We start from the raw sequence: 17,414 nt of genomic DNA on the forward strand, positions 1-17,414 counted from the left end.
GATAGAATTTAATGTCCGCCAGCTCCCATTACAGAACTGTCGATGTTGGTGGTTTCTTTTATTCTCAATACTGCAATGGCTCCCATAAGCAATAAAATGCCAGCGAATGTGATTGCTGATCCAGGATTATTGTCTAGGAAAGTCTTGGAGATATAGCCAAAGCTCAGGGTTTGGAAAATCATAGGGATTACTATCATCATGTTAATGATTCCCATATACACTCCATATCGTTCCTTTGGTATTTCGTTGACTACCAGTAAATAAGGGACTCCCATCATGCTTGCCCACGCAATTCCAAAGCCTGTCATAGGTGCAAATAGCAAGTATTTATTTTCAATTAATGGAAATGCCAAAAGGCCAACTCCTGCCATTATCAAACAGATGAAATGTACTTTTTTAGGACCAAATCTGGTGGCCATTCTGGCTAGGAAAAAGGCTGAAAGAAAAGTGACAATATTATACCAGCCATTTACAAGTCCTGTCCATCCTACTGCCTGCTCATACAGTTGTTTATTCTCCAATGGGCTAGTATTCCATACAGACTGGGCTATGCTTTTGGCTGCATTTTGCCAATAGCAAAACAAGGCATACCACTGAAATAGATACACCAAAGCAAGTTTCCACATCACAGTAGGCATTTGAATTATAGACTCAATTATCTCTAAGTTTTGCGCAAACACAACCTTTACCGTAGGATGATTTTCGGCCCATTTGATAGTTTTTCTAATAATGGTCCTATCAAAAATGGATGGAATAAGCAGAATAAATAGCGCTAAATACCCGATCAAGGTCGTTAATATGGATAAGAAAAATTGAATGACGGGATGAGGCATGCCCTTATTCTTTTCCTCCAAGATCTTTAACTCCTCTTCTGATGGTGGGTATTCCGGTGTTTTGGACATACTCCACAGGACCGAGCCAATAGAACAGACCGTACCTAAAAAGAAAGAAGCATAAACCCAGACCGGTAAAGAGCCCACAATACCTGGAATATATTTTTGAAAGACAAAAAGGGAAACGTTTGCCAAGGTAATTCCTAAGCCAGTGAAGAAGCTTTGTGTAAGAAAGCCTTTGCTGTATTGGGACTCCGGAAGCACATCTGCAATCAAAGCGCGATACGGCTCCATCGCCGTATTATTTGCAGCATCTAAAACCCACAATAGTCCTGCTGCCATCCAAAGCGAGCTACTAAACGGATAAAAGAACAGACAAATACTACATATCAATGCACCAATGAAAAAGAAGGGTTTCCTTCTTCCAAATCTAGGACTCCAAGTACTATCACTTAACGCTCCAATTATCGGCTGGATGAGTAGCCCTGTCATTGGTCCTGCCAAATTCAAAATAGGGATTTCGTCAGGAGCAGCACCAAGCATATCATAAATTGGATTTACTGCACTCTGCTGCAACCCAAAGCTATATTGTATCCCAAAAAAGCCAACGTTCATATTGATAATCTGGGAAAGAGAGAGCTGAGGTTTTCTCATTGGTTTCTTTTGGGTTAGTCGTTTTGGGCTGAGATTAAAGGAATAGGTAACTCGCATCCTTTAAATCAGGTTTAAAATACACATTAAACTCTTCAGACAAATGATAGTAAGGTACAGTGAGGGCGCTGTTTGCTCTTATTTAGAAGAGAAATTGTGTGTTTATTTACTGTTTCAATCGGTTGAAATCAAAAGAAAACTGAGGTTAAAATTTTTTATTTTTTTTTATAAACCAGCTCAAAAAATTAGGATTAGGAGTGAAAAAAAGTTTTCAAACTCTTTTTCTTACTTCATTGCCTCTCGTATTTCCTGAAGAAAAACAGAAACTTTCACTTTAGGATCGCCTTCGCCCAATGTCTCAATTGGGATATGCCCACGGTAACCGGATTTCTTAATTAAGGCCATGATTTTGGTGACATCAGTTTTTTGCTCCACGCCATTCAGATATAAATTTTCTTTCAATTGCCAACTCACCGCGTATGGAATTGCTTTTTCTATTTCCTGATATGCATCAGCACGAAAACTGCCAATATCCAGAATCAATCCAAACCAATCTGAGTTTACTCGGTTGATGATGTCAATAGTCTCATCGGCTGTTTTAAGAAAATCATGGTGGTTTTGTATTGCGACTACCACCCCGTGAGCTTTGCCAAATTCCGCGCATTCTTTGAGGTCGGCAACCATATATTTTATCACTTCTTCGCGTTGCAGATTACTTACATCAGCAGTTCCAGAGAAAACTCGAATAACCGGAGCGCCAATTTTTTCTGCTGCCAAAATCCAATTTTTAACCAACTTCACACTTTCTCTTCGCTTGGCTGGATCTGGATCGGTAAAATCGTTGCGAACTCCTGTTCCGCTTATTTCAAGTCCGAGAAGAAAAGCTTTCTGTTTGATATGATACAAATACTCATCTGAAGGAACCTCGGGATAACCAGGGAAATAGTAGGCTGTAATATCAACAGCGTCAAATTGATTGGCGGCACAATATTCCAACAATTCATCTAGGTTCATTTCCCCTTTCATCAATGGCCGATTAAATGAATAGGCATTTAGGCTGGTCTTTAATTTTGTAGGAAGTTGTTGCTGTGATTTTCCTGTAAAAGGAAGACAAATGACCAAAAAAAGAAGGAGGGCAATAATGTGGATTTTATCTTTCTGATTTCGGTTCATAGTCTTATTTGTATTTAAAGATGCATTAGAATTCGCTTTTGAAAGGTAAATAGCCTTGGCAGGCAGTTTTTACTAAAAATACATCGCCGCTCATCGGAAATTTCTTCAATTGTTCTGTGCTCATATTTTCCTGAGCAGATGTGATCAATAGGGTGTCAAGGTTTTCTCCACCAAAGCAACAGGAAGTAATATGGGGAACTGGTAGCTCGATTTTATCCAGCAATTCACCGTTTTTTGGATTCCAGCGATAAACCCCCGATCCTCCATAATGTGCCACCCAAAGCATTCCGTCCCGGTCGATGCACATGCCATCAGGAAATCCCAATTCCTCTGGAATATCGACAGCAATCTTTTCAAATTCTATTTCGCCAGTTTCAAGATCAAATTGAAAGGCTTTGATTTGCCGAGTAGGTGTATCGATAAAGTAAAAAGTTTGATTGTCTTCTGTCCAAGCCATTCCGTTGGAAATAGTCAAATTGGATAGTTTATTTTTTGGTTCTAAATCCCGATTGATACAATAAAGCGAGCCTGCTCCCACTGTGAATTTGGTGCTCAAAGTTCCTATCCAAATTCTTCCTTTAGGATCCACTTTTCCATCATTGAAGCGATGCAAGGTATAATCTGATTCCACTTCGCATAGCCAGGTTAGTTCTTCCGTTTCCAAATCAAACTGTGCAACCTTTCGGTCTAAACCTAAGATTAAATTTCCGTCTTCTGACTCTAAAACCACTGCCAAATAATGCGGGTAACTTCGCGTTTTCGTCTCCCCAGTCTTGAGATGATGTTCGAATAGCTTTCCGTTTTCAATATCCACCCAGAAAAAACTTTGTCTTCCTGCATGCCAATAAGGTCCTTCGCCTAGGAAGCATTGAGAGGGGATGGAGGTGTAGATGTAAGTTTTCAAGGAAGGACAGGAGTTAAGGTTTTACTGTTATATTTTATGAGTTGTAAGGTTGTAAAGTTGCAATGAGCCAAGTGGACACATTCCAAATGTCAAATAGACTGAAGTCAAAGTGTCTGAGGTTTTAAAAAATCTCGTAAATCCGTTATCATAAATCTTAAATCAATTGTGCCAATACTGAGCAATTTTCTTTTTCAAAAATGCCACAGATCGCTGTAGTTGATCCATGCCATCGACCCCATCTTCTATGCTGATCCAATTGTCAAAACCTACCCGTTTCAACTCGGTGAAAATGGCATCGTAATCATTTAAGCCTTTGCCAACTTCCCCATGACTCAGTCTCGCAGCATAGCCAGTCACGCCACTTTCTTCATTGTTCAAATCTTCAATGGTGCCATACTTCAAAAATCGATCACTGGCATGCATGGTGACTACTCGCTCCGAAACCTCATACAGTAAATCGAGGGGATCTTCACCTGCTAAGAAAGCATTGCTTGGATCGTAGTTCACCCCGAAATTCGTATGCTTGATGCTATTGACCAACTTGGTGAAAAGGGCTCTTTTCTGCGCAAACTCTGGATAATCCCAAAAGTCATCTTTATAGTGATTCTCCAATATCAGCGTGATTCCAAGGGACTTGGCATAAGGTAAACAGGCTTGAATTGACTCAGAAGCATATTTTATTCCCTCATCTTCCGTGAGCTCAGGCCTATATTGCCCAGATAGTACGCGGCAGTATTTTCCTCCTAGTTCATCCGTCATCTCTATCCAACGCTTCTGTTTTTGAATTTCTTTGTCCCGAAAAGCTTTGTCAGGATGAGTGAAATCCGGGGAACAGCACATCATGGGAATCACCATTCCCTTGTCTTCCACCATTCTTCGAAATACGCGCCAGTTGTCTTCTTTTTCCATTTCCAGAAAACCTGCATACCACTCCAATCCATCAATTTCTAGTGCTGCGGAAAGTTCTATCCACTCCGACAATTTCATACTTCCATCTTTGCAGAGTGCTTGCATGAAAGCTTTTGGGAAGGCGGCAATTTTGGGCATTGTGTACTGTTTTTGAAGTTTGTTTTTATTGGTATTTATTAAAAACCTAAAGCAAAGAAGTTGCTGTTAAACTCTTGAGTTTAGGGGCTTCGGTCATCCGTCTTCGGTCTTCCAGCCTGATAAGCAAAGGTTTTAAGGCAACAGCAATCTCTTCTGATAACTACCTCCATTATTTGTGTGGAATGGTCGTCGCGTCCTTTGGAATGTTTCTTCCAATCATCGGGAATTGCTCCAAATCAACAACTTGACCGCTGATCGGTCCGCTTTCATCGGAAAGCCAATAAATACATGCCGCTGCGATTTCTTCTGGCCAAATAATTCTTCCTGCAGGAGCATACATTTTAGATAATTCCTTGTACCAAGTATCCGAAAGTCCATGTTCCTTTTTTCGCTCAATTTCCTTTTCGGTAAGCACCCAGCCTGGATTAATTTGATTGACCCGCACACCATTTTCCCGGAAAAGGGAATCTCCCAAATTCCTGGTCATGGTCATTATTGCGCCCTTAGTAATGCTGTATGCCAATAGATTGTGCTCACCGCTCCATGCATTGATCGAACCGATATTCAAGACTGCTCCATGACTTTCAATCAAATGAGGCAATGCGGATTTGATAAGAAATAATGGGGCATAAGTATTTACCTCCATTAGTTTGTTTAAAAATGCTTTATCAGTAGTGTGAATATCTGATGCTGCCACGATTGCAGCATTATTAACTATGCTGTCAAGTCTTCCCCAAGTGCTAATCGCCAAGTCAACCAGTCTTTGCGTAGCTCCTTCATTAGAGAGATCTTCTATATGCAGTTTTGCGTTTTTAGCTCCGAGTTCAGATACTGCCTGAATGGCCAGATCCTCTTCCAAGCCATGAATGATCACTTTTGCCCCTTCTGATACTACCTTTTTGGCAATGGCTTTGCCAATTCCCATCGTGCTCCCAGTGACGATGATCACTTTGTCTTTTAATCTCATCTTAAACAGGTTTTAATACACTTTTTACTACTTCTCCACTATGCATTTTCTCAAAGGCTTCATGCCATTCTGTTATCGGCCAAACTCCTCCTATGATTGGTTTTACATCTAATGTTCCACTGGAAAGTAAGCCAATAACTTTTTCCCAAATCGGCCAATTATGGCTGAAGCTTCCTTGCAGGCGCACATTTTTCTGTACTAATGGATCTAAAGAAAAATTGAAAGGGCTTGGTCCCCAGCCCACTTTGGTGATTTGCCCATTTGGTCGCACGAGATCCATGGCGATTTTCAAAGTGGCGCTGATTCCTGCTGCGTCTATAATCAGATCTGCTCCCAACCCATCTGTTTTTCTTGCCCATTCTGAAGCATCGTTGATGGTGGGAGTGACCCCATAGCTTTTTGCTATTTCCAATCTACCTCGGTCCTTTTCCAAACCTAAAATGGCCACATCTCCACCGCAAATTTTTGCCACAGCAGCGCAAAGAATCCCGATAGTTCCAGGGCCGATAACAAGTACTCGATCCCCTGGTTTGATATGGGAATTGACAGCAACAGCGTTGTAGGCCACCGAGCATGGTTCGGTGAGGCATGCTTCCTCAAAGGAAAGACCTTCTGGAACACGGTGGAGGCAACGGGCGGGAACTCGCACGAATCGTGTCATGGCTCCATTTACTCCGTAGCCGAATCCTTTTCTGGTTGGATCAAGATTATACAATCCTGTTTTACTCATGGGATTCTGTGGATCGATGACCGCTGCCGTTTCACTGACTACCCGATCCCCGATCTTCCAGCCATTCACCCGATCTCCAACCTCTGCTATTTTTCCTCCAAATTCATGACCTAAAACAACCGGATAATTAACGGGCCAGCTATGATCTGAAGTCCACTGATGCAGATCGCTTCCGCAAACACCCACATTTTCTACTTCCAATAAAATGTCCTCATCTCCAATTTCCGGAACAGGAATTTCTCTGATTTCTACTGAGCCTTTTTTTTCTGAAAAATTAACTACGGCGGCTGATTTACCTAGTATTGACATGAAATGGTAGGTTTAAAAGTTACTGATCTTTTGAGAATGTATAGCTGCGCAGATTTTCCTAAGAGAGGCTTCAAGATCACCATCAGCAGTTTTGAATGCGTCAGCATCTATTGTCAGTGGTGCACCTAGAACTACAAGTGGCGCTCCATATTGTGGACATTGAATGGCTTGTTCAAGCGAAAGTCCGCCCACTGCCTGCACTGGCACTTTTACAGCTTTCACCACTTCACGTAATTGATCCAATGGACTTGGCATTCTGTGGCCCGCTGCGGCAATTCCTCTTCGCTCATCGTATCCAATATGATGGATCACAAAGTCACATCCCAAATCCTCTAAGAATCTTGCTCCTTCCACCATATCAGGGCAACCCAAGTTATCACCCATCACTTTCACTCCATAATCTTTTCCTGCTTGCACCACACATTTGATGGTTTCCTTATGTGCTCTTGCCATCACCACTACATGGGTTGCTCCCGCTTTTGCCATCATCTCTGCTTCCAGGTAGCCTCCGTCCATGGTTTTTAGGTCAGCGACGATTGGAACACCGGGGAAGGCTTCCCGCAATTTTCTCACTCCATGTAGTCCTTCGGCAAGGATCAAGGGAGTGCCGGCTTCAAGCCAATCTACCCCAGCTCGCATAGCCAAAGCGGCCGTTTCCAGCGCTTCATCAATGTCCGTCAGATCTAAAGAGATTTGTACTATAGGTTTCATTTTGGGTTGGGTTACAAGTATTTCTATAAAAAGGGTTAACTATTGCTAAGATTTTTAAGATAAGGAAAATCGGAAAAGATACTTTCCTGATTTGGGATAAAAGGAAGATTATATTTTGAAGAAATGCATAACATTTGATTGGGGGTTTCTATCATGCATAATGGACAAAAAAAACTCCACCCGAATATCAGGTGGAGCTTTTAAGCCAATAGAAAAGAGACTTATTGCTGAAGTCTCGCTTGAACTTCTTCGATTAGTCCTTCATATTTCTTAAGAATTCTCGCCCAGTCCTCGAATTTCTCATCGTCTTTCACAGTCACTTGATTTTGACCATCTAGGTATGCTTCCTGACTGATCAATTTGATTGCATAGGCTAATTGATCGGAATTTCCTCCGCTACTAACGATTACTCTGGTACGGATAATACTGGACTGAAAGTTCTGTACCTGCCAAGAAGTAGTCAAATACCCCGTGTTGAAATCAACTGTTTCCAGGATGTCAAAATATCTCGTAATGATAGAGCTCAGAATTCTCCAAGCTTCTTCAGAAGTATGAACTGTGTTGACTGGAACTGTAATTCTTACATTGGCCAAATCTGATGAAACTGAAGAAGTATAGGCTTCATCTACATTCATTTCTATAAATTCAGTAACTGGTGGCTCCTGCATGTTTGCCTGATTGTAATAGTTCTTCACATAGCGGACGTAGCCATCCTTTTTTACCCGGATTTCTACATTTCCGTTTTTAGGAACCTTCAAATCGTAACTACCGGTGCCCACTGTTTTTCCTCCAATCTCAATGATTGCATCATTAGGGTTCGTGGTGATTTTAACCAATCGATCTTCTAATTGTGCTTTTTCTCTAACTGGAGGTTCTGGGTCTGTGTCAGGCTTGTTACAAAAAACTTTAGTGTACTCTACAAAGCCGTCCTTATTGACAGTGACAGTCACACAGTCGTTTAAAGGGATTTTTATGTCTTGATTTCCTCGGCCTACGCTGACCCCATTGGCTGTGACCACCCCATCTGCAGGTATCACTTCCAAGCGAACTTGTCTGTCTTTCAGTTCAAAATAATCCTTGGAAGGAGGGGTCTCACGATCCGGTGAGTTGTAATAACTTTTTGAGATTGGAGCAAAACCAGCTTTTCTTATCTCAACAGTATGGAAACGATCTTTTTGTATGATAAGATAAATAGCCTTACTACCGATTACTCTACCATCCACGAGGATTTCGGCATCATATGGTTCAGCGGTGATTTCAACTCTTCGGGCATCCAAAGACACGTATTGGTCTTTATCCCATTTCAAGTCTCGGTTGTATTCCTTAATCACAGGCTCATAGCCTGGCTTGGTGATTTTGATTCTGTTTCTACTATCTTTTTCAAGTTTGTATTCAATAGCTCCAGTTCCTAACTCTTGCTTATCAGAATCATCATAGTCATTGAGCAAAATGAATTTTGCATCTGAATGATTGGCTGTGATTTGAAGTTTTTGAGAAAAGGAAAGGGAAGCAGAAAAAAGGAAAAGTAGGCTGAGTGTGAGTAAATTTTTATACTTCATAAATTGGTGGTTTGCGTTTAGCTTGCGCTAAATAATTCAAAATGAAGTATTAAAGCAATTAAAACACCAAGGAATTGTCCAATTTATCCACACTTATCCCCAGTTTTTTCTGAGGAAATTTAACCAGTTTCCGTGCATTATTTTTTTGATATCCTGATTGGAATATCCTCTAATTGACAGTGAATCAGTGAGTTTATTAAGGTCTTTTATGGTGGTGATATCTGCGGGGCATTGCTCAGTCCCAAAAGCGCCATCCAAATCTGAGCCAATTCCAATATGATTAGCATTACCTGCGATCTGACAAATATGATCCATGTGATCTAAAACAGTATTTAACGTCACATTTCTTTCGCGTGGAGTGGATTTTCCTCTTTCCCATCCCGGGCTCAGCATCCATGCATCCATTGCACCTCCGATCACTGCGCCACGATCTATCAGGGCTTTAATCATTTCATCAGAAAACTGGCGATTGTGATCGACCAAGGCTCGGCAGTTATTATGACTTGCCCACACAGGACCTTTGTAGATTTCCAGTGCCTCCCAAAAAGCCAAATCGCACAAATGAGTTGCATCCAGGATAATTCCCAGTTCATCCATTTTGCGCAACAATTCTTTTCCTTTTGAATTGAGAGGGGCGGAGGCATCCGTGCCGTGAGCATATCTACCAGGGCCATAATGTGCTGGTCCCAGAGCGCGAAGCCCATATTCAAATGCTTTTTCCAAATAATCCAGATTCACAATAGAGTCAGCTCCTTCAAGGGAAAGAATGAATCCCACAGGTTTGCTGGAGCTGTCTTCATCATTTTCCCAGAGGGCTAAATGTACATCTAAATCAACGAGATTTCTGATCTGCACCATCTCACCTTTTTCCACCATCGCCTGATACCAAGCTAATTGACCTTGGGTCTGAGCCCAAGCTTGCTCTGCGGAATGCCATCCAGGCAACGGATTTCCCGGTGCGACATAGCGTGCAATTTGTGTAGCGACGACCAACCCGATATTTCCTTCTCGAAGTGCTGGAAGAGAAACCACCGCATTTCCACGATCTGGCTTATCCTTTAGGCCCTTTTCCCTTGCATTGATCTCTGAAACTGGCAGCGTGAGGTCACGATTCCATTCCAGTGCATTCATACTCAGGTCGAGGTGGGCGTCGATTGTAAACATTGATCAGAAGCTTTGGAGCACGAAAACGGTGGGGATTTTATGTAGGTCAAGCGGAATTTGCCTCCACTCTTCAACGGTTTTGGTCAAGATCATTTCGTCCGATCCTGTGATATTTTTTGCGATGCAAAGCTTGGTTTGAGGAGCCAGGGTCTTCAGTAAATCTTCCAGCAATTGATTGTTGCGGAAAGGCGTTTCCATGAAGATTTGCGCTCTTCTTTCCCGAAGTGATTCAGCTTCCAGCTTCTTAATAGCAGCTGCTTTTTCTTTTTTATCAATGGGCAAATAGCCGTGAAAAGCGAAGGACTGACCGGAAAAACCGGATCCCATCAGGGCCATAAACATGGAGCTAGGGCCAGAAAGAGGAACGACTTGAATCCCTTTTTTATGCGCATGTTCCACAGCCAAGGCACCTGGATCTGCGATTCCAGGACATCCAGCTTCAGAAATAATTCCTATATCAGCACCATTAATGAGTGGTTGCATGAGTCGATTGATAAACTCTGGAGAGGTTCCCTTGTCCAAAATTTCCATGTGGACATGATCCAAGTTTACCCCTAGTTTCAAACTGGAAATGTAGCGGCGTGCTGTCCGCATGTTTTCCACCAGATATACTTTGGTGTTTGCGATCACTTCTCTCACCTGTGGAGTGATAACTGCATCTTGGGTATTGTCCGCGAGAACATTCGGTATGAGGAAGAGTTTTCCTTTGGGCATTTTAGATTTGTTGTTTAAAAAAGAACGGAAATTTTGATGAAATCGAGTTGTGTAGGGTTAGAAACTTTTCTTATTCTTAAAACTGCTCTAAAATCAAGCCTATTTCAAAAACCTTCTGATTTCCTCTACTACCGCATCAGGCTGTTCGGCATGTAGCCAATGTCCCGCATCTGCGATAAATTCCACCTCATTGTTTGGAAAAAAAGCATCAATATCATCCAAGTCGGATTGTTGCACATAACTAGAATTGGATCCTGCGAGAAAAAGAGTTGGTCCAGAGTAGGTTTTACCTTCTGGCAAAGCCTTTCCTACTTCGTTGATATTCTCAGTGATTACCGGAAGATTGATTTTCCACATAAATCCATCCGAATCTCTGCCTAAGCTTTTTAGTAGAAATTGCCTTACTCCAATCTCAGGAATGTATTTAGCCAATTCCTCATCCGCTTCTTTTCTAGATTGAATTTCACTAAGATCAAGTGAATTTAATCCCTCCAAAATGCTTTGATGATGGACGGCGTAATATCGAGGAGCTATATCTGCAACAATCAATTTCTCCACTTTCTCAGGATATTTCAGCGCAAAATTCATCACTGTTTTTCCTCCCATGGAATGTCCCATTAGGAAAGCTTTTTCCAGACCTTCCTTATCCATCAGCTCTTTTAGATCCTCGACCATGACATCGTAATTCCACTCCTCCGAATGGGGAGAATCTCCGTGATTTCGTTGGTCAATGAGGTAAAGGGTATAGTTATCCTTGAGTTCTTTGGAGATGCTGAACCAATTATCCGCCGAACCAAAAAGTCCGTGAAGTATGATTAATGGCTTTCCTGTGCCTATTTTTTTGAAATTTAACTGCATTTTAGATTTACGATATGCGAATTACGATTTACGAGATCCTTTGAACCTCAAACCATCATTCCTGTTCTCTGACAATTTTTCAATTTTTAATCGTACAATTCAACACTAGAATTCCAGTTTTCTTCTGTACATCTGAATCGTATTTTCCAAGCCATAATAAAGCGCATCACAAACTAGCGCGTGGCCGATGGAAACTTCATCGAGATAAGGAATGCTTTGTTTCAGAAATGCCAGATTATGCAAATCAAGATCGTGCCCGGCATTCAATCCAAGACCAAGTGCCTGTGCGATTTCGGCTACTTCTACATATGGTTTCACAGCTGCATCCCGATCTTTGTGATAGTTGGAAGCATAAGGCTCGGTGTATAGCTCTACACGATCCGTGCCTGTGAGTTTAGCTGGTTCAAAATATTTGACTTCAGGATTAATGAAAATCGAAACACGAACGCCAGACTCGTGAAGTTCGGCGACGATATCCTTCAACATTCCCTGATTTGAAATCGTATCCCAACCGTTATTTGAGGTAATCGCCGTTGGTGGGTCAGGTACAAGCGTTGCTTGAGCAGGTTTTACCAGGCGAACCAGCTCCATAAAACGCTTGTCTGGGTACCCTTCAATGTTGAATTCTGTTGTTACTACTTTCTCCAGATCGAGTACATCCTGATAGCGAATGTGGCGCTCATCCGGCCGTGGATGGACGGTAATCCCTTGTGCGCCAAAGCGCTCTGCATCCAGTGCTACTTTCACTACATTGGGATTGTCAGCTCCGCGGGCGTTGCGAAGAGTGGCGATCTTGTTAATATTTACGCTTAGCTTGGTCATATCCGAGTCGAAAAAGGTATTTTTGTCAGTATTATTAGAAGTGTAACACAAACTTAGGACTAATGAGTTTAAAGCAGAAAATAGAAAGTGAAATTAAATCAGCAATGATCGCAAAAGACAAAACCCGATTGGGAGCGTTGAGGTCTATCAAGTCGCTGATCCTTTTGGAGGAAACTAAAAGCGGGGCAAAAGCTGAAATCACTGAAGAGGACGAGTTGAAGTTATTGACCAAAGCTGCAAAACAGCGTAAGGATTCGGCAGATATCTACCAGCAACAAAACAGAGCTGATTTGTATGAGGTAGAAATGGCTGAGCTGGAAGTTCTGCAGGAATTTCTGCCAAAAGCACTTACTGACGAAGAAATCACTGCTGCTATTCAGGAGATTATCGCCCAAACCGGAGCTACAAGTCCAAAAGATATGGGTAAAGTGATGGGTGTTGCAAGCAAGCAATTGGCTGGAAAAGCTGATGGCAAAGTTATTTCTGAGAAAGTGAAAGCCATACTGAACAGCTAAGTTGAGCATCATAGATATCATCATAGTAGTCATTCTTGGTCTAGGAGCCTATGAAGGATACCGAAGAGGTTTTCTTCTTGGGGTCTTAGGCCTTTTTGGCTTTGTGATCGCGATTATTCTGGGGCTTTATTTTATGGATCCAATGAATGACTGGTTGGCAGAAAATGTCACTGAATTCAATCTTGGTTTTCCAATTTTTGGTTTTATAGTCGTTTTCGTTCTTACGCTGTTATTTATAAAAGTAGCTGGCTGGATATTGAAGCAAGTGATGGATATGGTCCTTCTTGGACCCTTGGACGCTATAGTTGGGGCTGTTTTTGGAGTGGTGAAAGCAGCGTTTTTTATCAGTTTATTCTTCTGGCAAGCCAGTCTTTTCAAATTGGAGATGCCTAAGAAGTGGACGAAGGATTCCGAAATGCTGTATTTTATAGAGCCCATCGCGCCAGGAATTGTTGCTGCAGTTGAGCCGTTTTTCCCAAGTATAGAAGAAAGTTTGAAGAAGCTGGATGAGGTAGTGGAGGATATCAAAGATGCTACTACTGATTGATAATTTTGATTCCTTTAGCCACATGTTGGCTGATTTGCTGAGGCAGACCGGGGAGCAATTACTTGTACTTCGCAATGATGTCACAATGGAGGAAATCAAAAAGCTGAACTTTGACGGATTAATTTTATCTCCTGGCCCAGGGATTCCACAGAATGCTGGAAATCTAACTAAAATCTTTGCTGAATATTACGATAAAGTTCCTGTGCTGGGTGTTTGCCTGGGGCATCAGGCAATCGGGGAATTTTTTGGAGCAAACCTGAAAAAGAATACTGTTCCCACTCATGGGAAAGTCCATCAAGTCAGAAAGACGAAAGCTCATCCATTCACGACAAACATACCTGAATCTTTTAAAGTAACCCGTTACCATTCCTTACAATTAGCCAATTTGCCAGAGGAGCTTGAAGTGATTTTGGAGACTGAATCAGGAGAAATAATGGGCATGGCGCATAAAAGTTTACCGATTCTTGGGATTCAATATCACCCGGAAGCCTACCTGACAGAGTATGGGTTGGAGCTGGTGAAAAGCTGGGTTGAGCTACGAAAAGTTGAAAGTTAAGAGAATACATCTAGCTAAACCCTTCAAGGGTTAATCTTTAGAGAATTGAACAGTCGTATTTGATTTAAGTTCTTGAAATGGCGGAACCTTAAAGGGTTTTGGATATCCTTTGAGGAGCTTTGAAAAATCAATTATTCAACTCCTGCGAAATTCTTACCTTTGTACCTGATTATGAAATCGAGCAATATTCTTAAAGTGACAAAGAGAAATGCTTAAATGCCCTGCGAGATTCCATCTGACAATTGAAAAACAATTATTAAACAGATGAAAAAGAAGCCATTCACGGTTGTCTATGAAGACAACCACCTTTTGATAGTAAATAAAGCTGCCGGCATACTCGTGCAGGGAGATAAGACTGGGGATAAGACCTTGACGGATTACCTCAAAGAATATATTGCTAAGAAATACGATAAACCAGGCGCAGTTTTTCTTCATCCTATTCACAGACTGGATCGTCCGGTAAGTGGATTGGTAGCTTTTGCCCGAACTTCCAAAGGCCTGGAGCGCATGATGGAGATTTTCCGCAAGCGAGAAATTCATAAAGTTTATTGGGCTTTGGTGAAAAGAAAACCGAGAGAGGAAAGCGGTAAGCTGACACATTACCTCGTTAAAGACGAGCAGAAAAATGTAGTGACAGCTCATGATCGAGAAGTCCCAGGTTCCCAAAAAGCTGAGTTGAATTACAAGACACTTGGTTTTATGAATGACCACTGGTTGATCGAAGTGCGTCCTGTTTCCGGTCGTCCACATCAGATTCGCGTACAGCTTGCATCTATGGGTTGCCCGATTCGTGGAGATATCAAGTATGGCTTTGCGAAGCCTAATCCAGATGCGAGTATCAACCTACATGCATTCAATCTGGTATTTGTTCATCCAATCAAAAAGGAGAAGCTTTACCTAAGAGCTGCTGTGCCAGAGGAGGAGTTCTGGGAGCAATTCTTGGAATTCGAAACCATCAAGACGAAAGACCAGCATTTAGATAATTCCTTTAGCGGATAACTACATAACCTTCGGGATTTCATTAATCTCGGAGGTTTTTTTATTTACCGCAGTGAACGCGGAGTTTTACTCAGAGAAGCGCTAAGTTTAGTAGTCTTTAGTTCTTCTTTTTCTATTCTCGCTATTTTTTTCTTCTGACTTTTCATTTTTCATACATGACTAAAATTCATTTAAAGAATTCTTTAACTTTTCACTATGAAATACATACTCCTGTTTTTAATTGTATCCTTAGCCGCCGCTTGCTCCAGTAAGCAACAGCCAAAAACCATCTACATCGTCCGCCATGCTGAAAAGCAGTTAACCGGGAATGATCCTGAACTATTGCTTGCTGGAGATGTACGAGCAAGAAAGCTTGCACAGATTCTAGCGGATCAAAAGATCACTCATATTTTCAGTACCGACTATAATCGAACCCGATTGACAGCGGCTCCCACTGCAAGTGAGGCAGGAATTGAAATAGAAATTTACGATCCAAAGAATCATGATGCGTTAGTCGAACAACTTAGAAGCCTAGAAGGAAACATCTTGGTAGTTGGTCATAGTAATACAGTGGGAAAGGTTGCCAACTATTTTGTAGGAGACGGTGAGAAATTCCAGGATTTAGAGGATTCAGAGTACAATTTTATCTATGAGGTAACTTTAGAAAAAGATGGCAATTCCGTTGTGGTAAGGAAGACATATAAAGATTATTGATTTTGGTAAGTCAGTAGCTTGTAAAATTCATTCAATCCTCTCTTTTCCGATTTTTTCCCTACCTTAAAATCTATATTTTAAATTCTATGAATCGCCCAGAAAACCTCAGCCAGCTACAAGACACAACTAAAATTTGGGACATTGCCGTCATAGGCGGAGGCTCTTCTGGATTAGGAGTGGCCTTGGATGCCATCTCAAGAGGTCTGTCGGTCGTTCTTTTTGAAAAAGCTGATTTTGCCAAAGGTACCTCAAGTCGAAGTACCAAACTCGTACATGGAGGAGTGAGGTATCTTGCTCAGGGCGATGTGGGGTTAGTGTTCGAAGCACTCAAAGAGCGTGGTAAGCTATTGCAAAATGCCCCTCACTTAGCCCATGACCAACCTTTTATTATCCCGATTTATACCTGGAAGGACCGCATGATGTATAGTGTCGGCCTGAAGGTTTACGATTGGATGTCTGGCAGATTGAGTCTTGGCAAGTCAGAATTTATTTCTGTTGAAGAAACTCTCAGACGTCTTCCGGGACTCAAACCTGATGGTCTTTATGGTGGAGTGGTTTATCACGATGGACAGTTTGATGACGCAAGACTAGCACTGAATATTGCCCAGTCGGCAGATGAAGCTGGCACCTGCGTGTTGAATTATGTCAGTGTGAACAGTTTGGTGAAAAATGAAGCTGGAAAGATTACCGGATTGAATGTTTCGGATAAACTGACCAAGGAAAAATATTTAGTCAATGCAAAAATGGTAGTGAACGCCACCGGAGTTTTTGCGGATAAAATTTTACAGATGGATAATCCTGAGGCTGCAAGAATGATTCAGCCTAGTCAAGGAATTCATTTGGTTTTAGATCTTGATTTTCTAGGTGGAAAAGACGCCCTGATGATCCCTGAAACGAAAGATGGAAGAGTACTTTTTGCTGTTCCATGGCATGGAAAGCTCGTGGTAGGAACTACCGACACGCTTCGTGAAAAGCCAAAATTAGAACCTGAGGCACTTCAGAAAGAAATCGATTTTGTGCTGGAAACTGCTGCAGGATATTTGGCTAAAAAACCTACAAGAGCAGATGTAAAGTCGGTTTTCGCAGGCCTTAGACCACTTGCTAGACCAAAAGAAGGAAGTACGAAAACCAAAGAGATTTCACGCTCTCATAAAGTGATTTTATCAGAAAGCGGATTGGTTACTTTGACTGGAGGGAAGTGGACTACATTCCGGAAAATGGGTGAAGATACAGTGGAGTATTTCACAAAAGTCACTGGTGAAAAACTGAGAGACAGTAAGTCTCTGGATATGAAAATCCATGGGGCAACCAACCGTGTTCCTGAAGGTCACTGGGGAATTTATGGGTTTGATGCCAAGCCTATCCAAGACCTTATAAAGGAAAACGAAACTTGGGAAGCAAAGCTGCATCCTGATTTCCCCAATATAGAGGCAGAAGTGATCTGGGCTGTGCGTGAAGAGATGGCGGTGAAGGTGGAGGATGTATTGGCCAGGAGAATAAGAATGCTATTCCTAGATGCACAGGCTTCCATAGATTCGGCTCCTACAGTAGCTAGGTTGATGGCTGCTGAATTGGAGAAAGACGAAGCATGGATAGAATCTGAATTGGCTGACTTTAATAGGACAGCTTCGAAATATTTGATTAAAAAATAACCCACAAATA

18 protein-coding genes are annotated in these 17,414 nt (G+C 41.8%); 6 read left to right on the forward strand and 12 right to left on the reverse strand.

Features of this window, described 5'->3' with window-relative positions; genetic code table 11:
• Positions 1-8: 8 nt before the first annotated feature.
• From QOL76_RS07125 to QOL76_RS07180, 12 genes are all read right to left on the reverse strand, one after another.
• The gene (locus QOL76_RS07125; RefSeq protein WP_283412344.1) at positions 9-1,487 is read right to left on the reverse strand and encodes an MFS transporter; all 1,479 of its coding nucleotides are present in this window, start codon (positions 1,485-1,487) and stop codon (positions 9-11) included.
• Between the two features lie 282 nt (positions 1,488-1,769).
• Positions 1,770-2,657 carry a sugar phosphate isomerase/epimerase family protein gene (locus tag QOL76_RS07130; RefSeq protein ID WP_283412345.1) on the reverse strand — a complete coding sequence of 296 codons (888 nt, stop codon included), beginning with the start codon at positions 2,655-2,657 and terminating at the stop codon, positions 1,770-1,772.
• Positions 2,658-2,682: 25 nt separating this feature from the next.
• On the reverse strand, positions 2,683-3,561 hold the full coding sequence (locus tag QOL76_RS07135; protein WP_283412346.1) for an SMP-30/gluconolactonase/LRE family protein: 879 nt from the start codon (positions 3,559-3,561) through the stop codon (positions 2,683-2,685).
• 159 nt (positions 3,562-3,720) lie between these two features.
• Positions 3,721-4,608, reverse strand: coding sequence for a sugar phosphate isomerase/epimerase family protein (locus QOL76_RS07140; protein WP_283412347.1), 888 nt, complete (start codon positions 4,606-4,608; stop codon positions 3,721-3,723).
• 169 nt (positions 4,609-4,777) lie between these two features.
• Entirely contained in the window at positions 4,778-5,575 is a 798-nt protein-coding gene (locus QOL76_RS07145) for an SDR family NAD(P)-dependent oxidoreductase (RefSeq protein WP_283412348.1), read from the reverse strand.
• 1 nt (position 5,576) lies between these two features.
• Entirely contained in the window at positions 5,577-6,614 is a 1,038-nt protein-coding gene (locus tag QOL76_RS07150) for a zinc-binding dehydrogenase (protein WP_283412349.1), read from the reverse strand.
• Positions 6,615-6,626: 12 nt separating this feature from the next.
• A complete protein-coding gene (locus tag QOL76_RS07155; protein ID WP_283412350.1) occupies positions 6,627-7,325 on the reverse strand; it encodes an orotidine 5'-phosphate decarboxylase / HUMPS family protein in 699 nt (232 codons plus the stop codon).
• A 221-nt stretch (positions 7,326-7,546) separates the two neighbouring features.
• Positions 7,547-8,884 (reverse strand): PEGA domain-containing protein, encoded by a 1,338-nt coding sequence (locus tag QOL76_RS07160; RefSeq protein WP_283412351.1) that lies wholly within the window; start codon positions 8,882-8,884, stop codon positions 7,547-7,549.
• Between the two features lie 93 nt (positions 8,885-8,977).
• A complete protein-coding gene (locus QOL76_RS07165) occupies positions 8,978-10,048 on the reverse strand; it encodes a dipeptidase (RefSeq protein ID WP_283412352.1) in 1,071 nt (356 codons plus the stop codon).
• A 3-nt stretch (positions 10,049-10,051) separates the two neighbouring features.
• Complete coding sequence (locus QOL76_RS07170) at positions 10,052-10,762, reverse strand: SAM-dependent methyltransferase (protein ID WP_283412353.1); 711 nt, start codon at positions 10,760-10,762, stop codon at positions 10,052-10,054.
• Between the two features lie 99 nt (positions 10,763-10,861).
• Complete coding sequence (locus tag QOL76_RS07175; protein WP_283412354.1) at positions 10,862-11,620, reverse strand: alpha/beta fold hydrolase; 759 nt, start codon at positions 11,618-11,620, stop codon at positions 10,862-10,864.
• Between the two features lie 105 nt (positions 11,621-11,725).
• Positions 11,726-12,442, reverse strand: a complete 717-nt coding sequence (locus tag QOL76_RS07180; RefSeq protein WP_283412355.1) for a pyridoxine 5'-phosphate synthase — start codon at positions 12,440-12,442, stop codon at positions 11,726-11,728.
• A 62-nt stretch (positions 12,443-12,504) separates the two neighbouring features.
• Between QOL76_RS07180 and QOL76_RS07185 the strand changes: the two genes are divergently transcribed.
• The 6 genes from QOL76_RS07185 (at position 12,505) to QOL76_RS07210 (ending at position 17,404) form a co-directional block, all read left to right on the forward strand.
• Positions 12,505-12,957: a GatB/YqeY domain-containing protein gene (locus tag QOL76_RS07185; protein WP_283412356.1), complete on the forward strand. Its 453-nt coding sequence runs from the start codon at positions 12,505-12,507 to the stop codon at positions 12,955-12,957.
• 1 nt (position 12,958) lies between these two features.
• Positions 12,959-13,504: a CvpA family protein gene (locus QOL76_RS07190; protein ID WP_283412357.1), complete on the forward strand. Its 546-nt coding sequence runs from the start codon at positions 12,959-12,961 to the stop codon at positions 13,502-13,504.
• Positions 13,488-14,060, forward strand: coding sequence for an anthranilate synthase component II (locus QOL76_RS07195; protein ID WP_283412358.1), 573 nt, complete (start codon positions 13,488-13,490; stop codon positions 14,058-14,060). Before QOL76_RS07190 ends, QOL76_RS07195 begins: the two co-directional genes overlap by 17 nt.
• Before the next feature lie 264 nt (positions 14,061-14,324).
• Positions 14,325-15,059, forward strand: coding sequence for an RluA family pseudouridine synthase (locus tag QOL76_RS07200; protein ID WP_283412359.1), 735 nt, complete (start codon positions 14,325-14,327; stop codon positions 15,057-15,059).
• 195 nt (positions 15,060-15,254) lie between these two features.
• On the forward strand, positions 15,255-15,752 hold the full coding sequence (locus QOL76_RS07205) for a SixA phosphatase family protein (RefSeq protein WP_283412360.1): 498 nt from the start codon (positions 15,255-15,257) through the stop codon (positions 15,750-15,752).
• Positions 15,753-15,838: 86 nt separating this feature from the next.
• Entirely contained in the window at positions 15,839-17,404 is a 1,566-nt protein-coding gene (locus tag QOL76_RS07210) for a glycerol-3-phosphate dehydrogenase/oxidase (RefSeq protein ID WP_283412361.1), read from the forward strand.
• The last annotated feature ends 10 nt before the right edge of the window (positions 17,405-17,414 follow it).

Source organism: Algoriphagus winogradskyi (assembly GCF_900182815.1).
GTDB lineage: Bacteria > Bacteroidota > Bacteroidia > Cytophagales > Cyclobacteriaceae > Algoriphagus > Algoriphagus winogradskyi.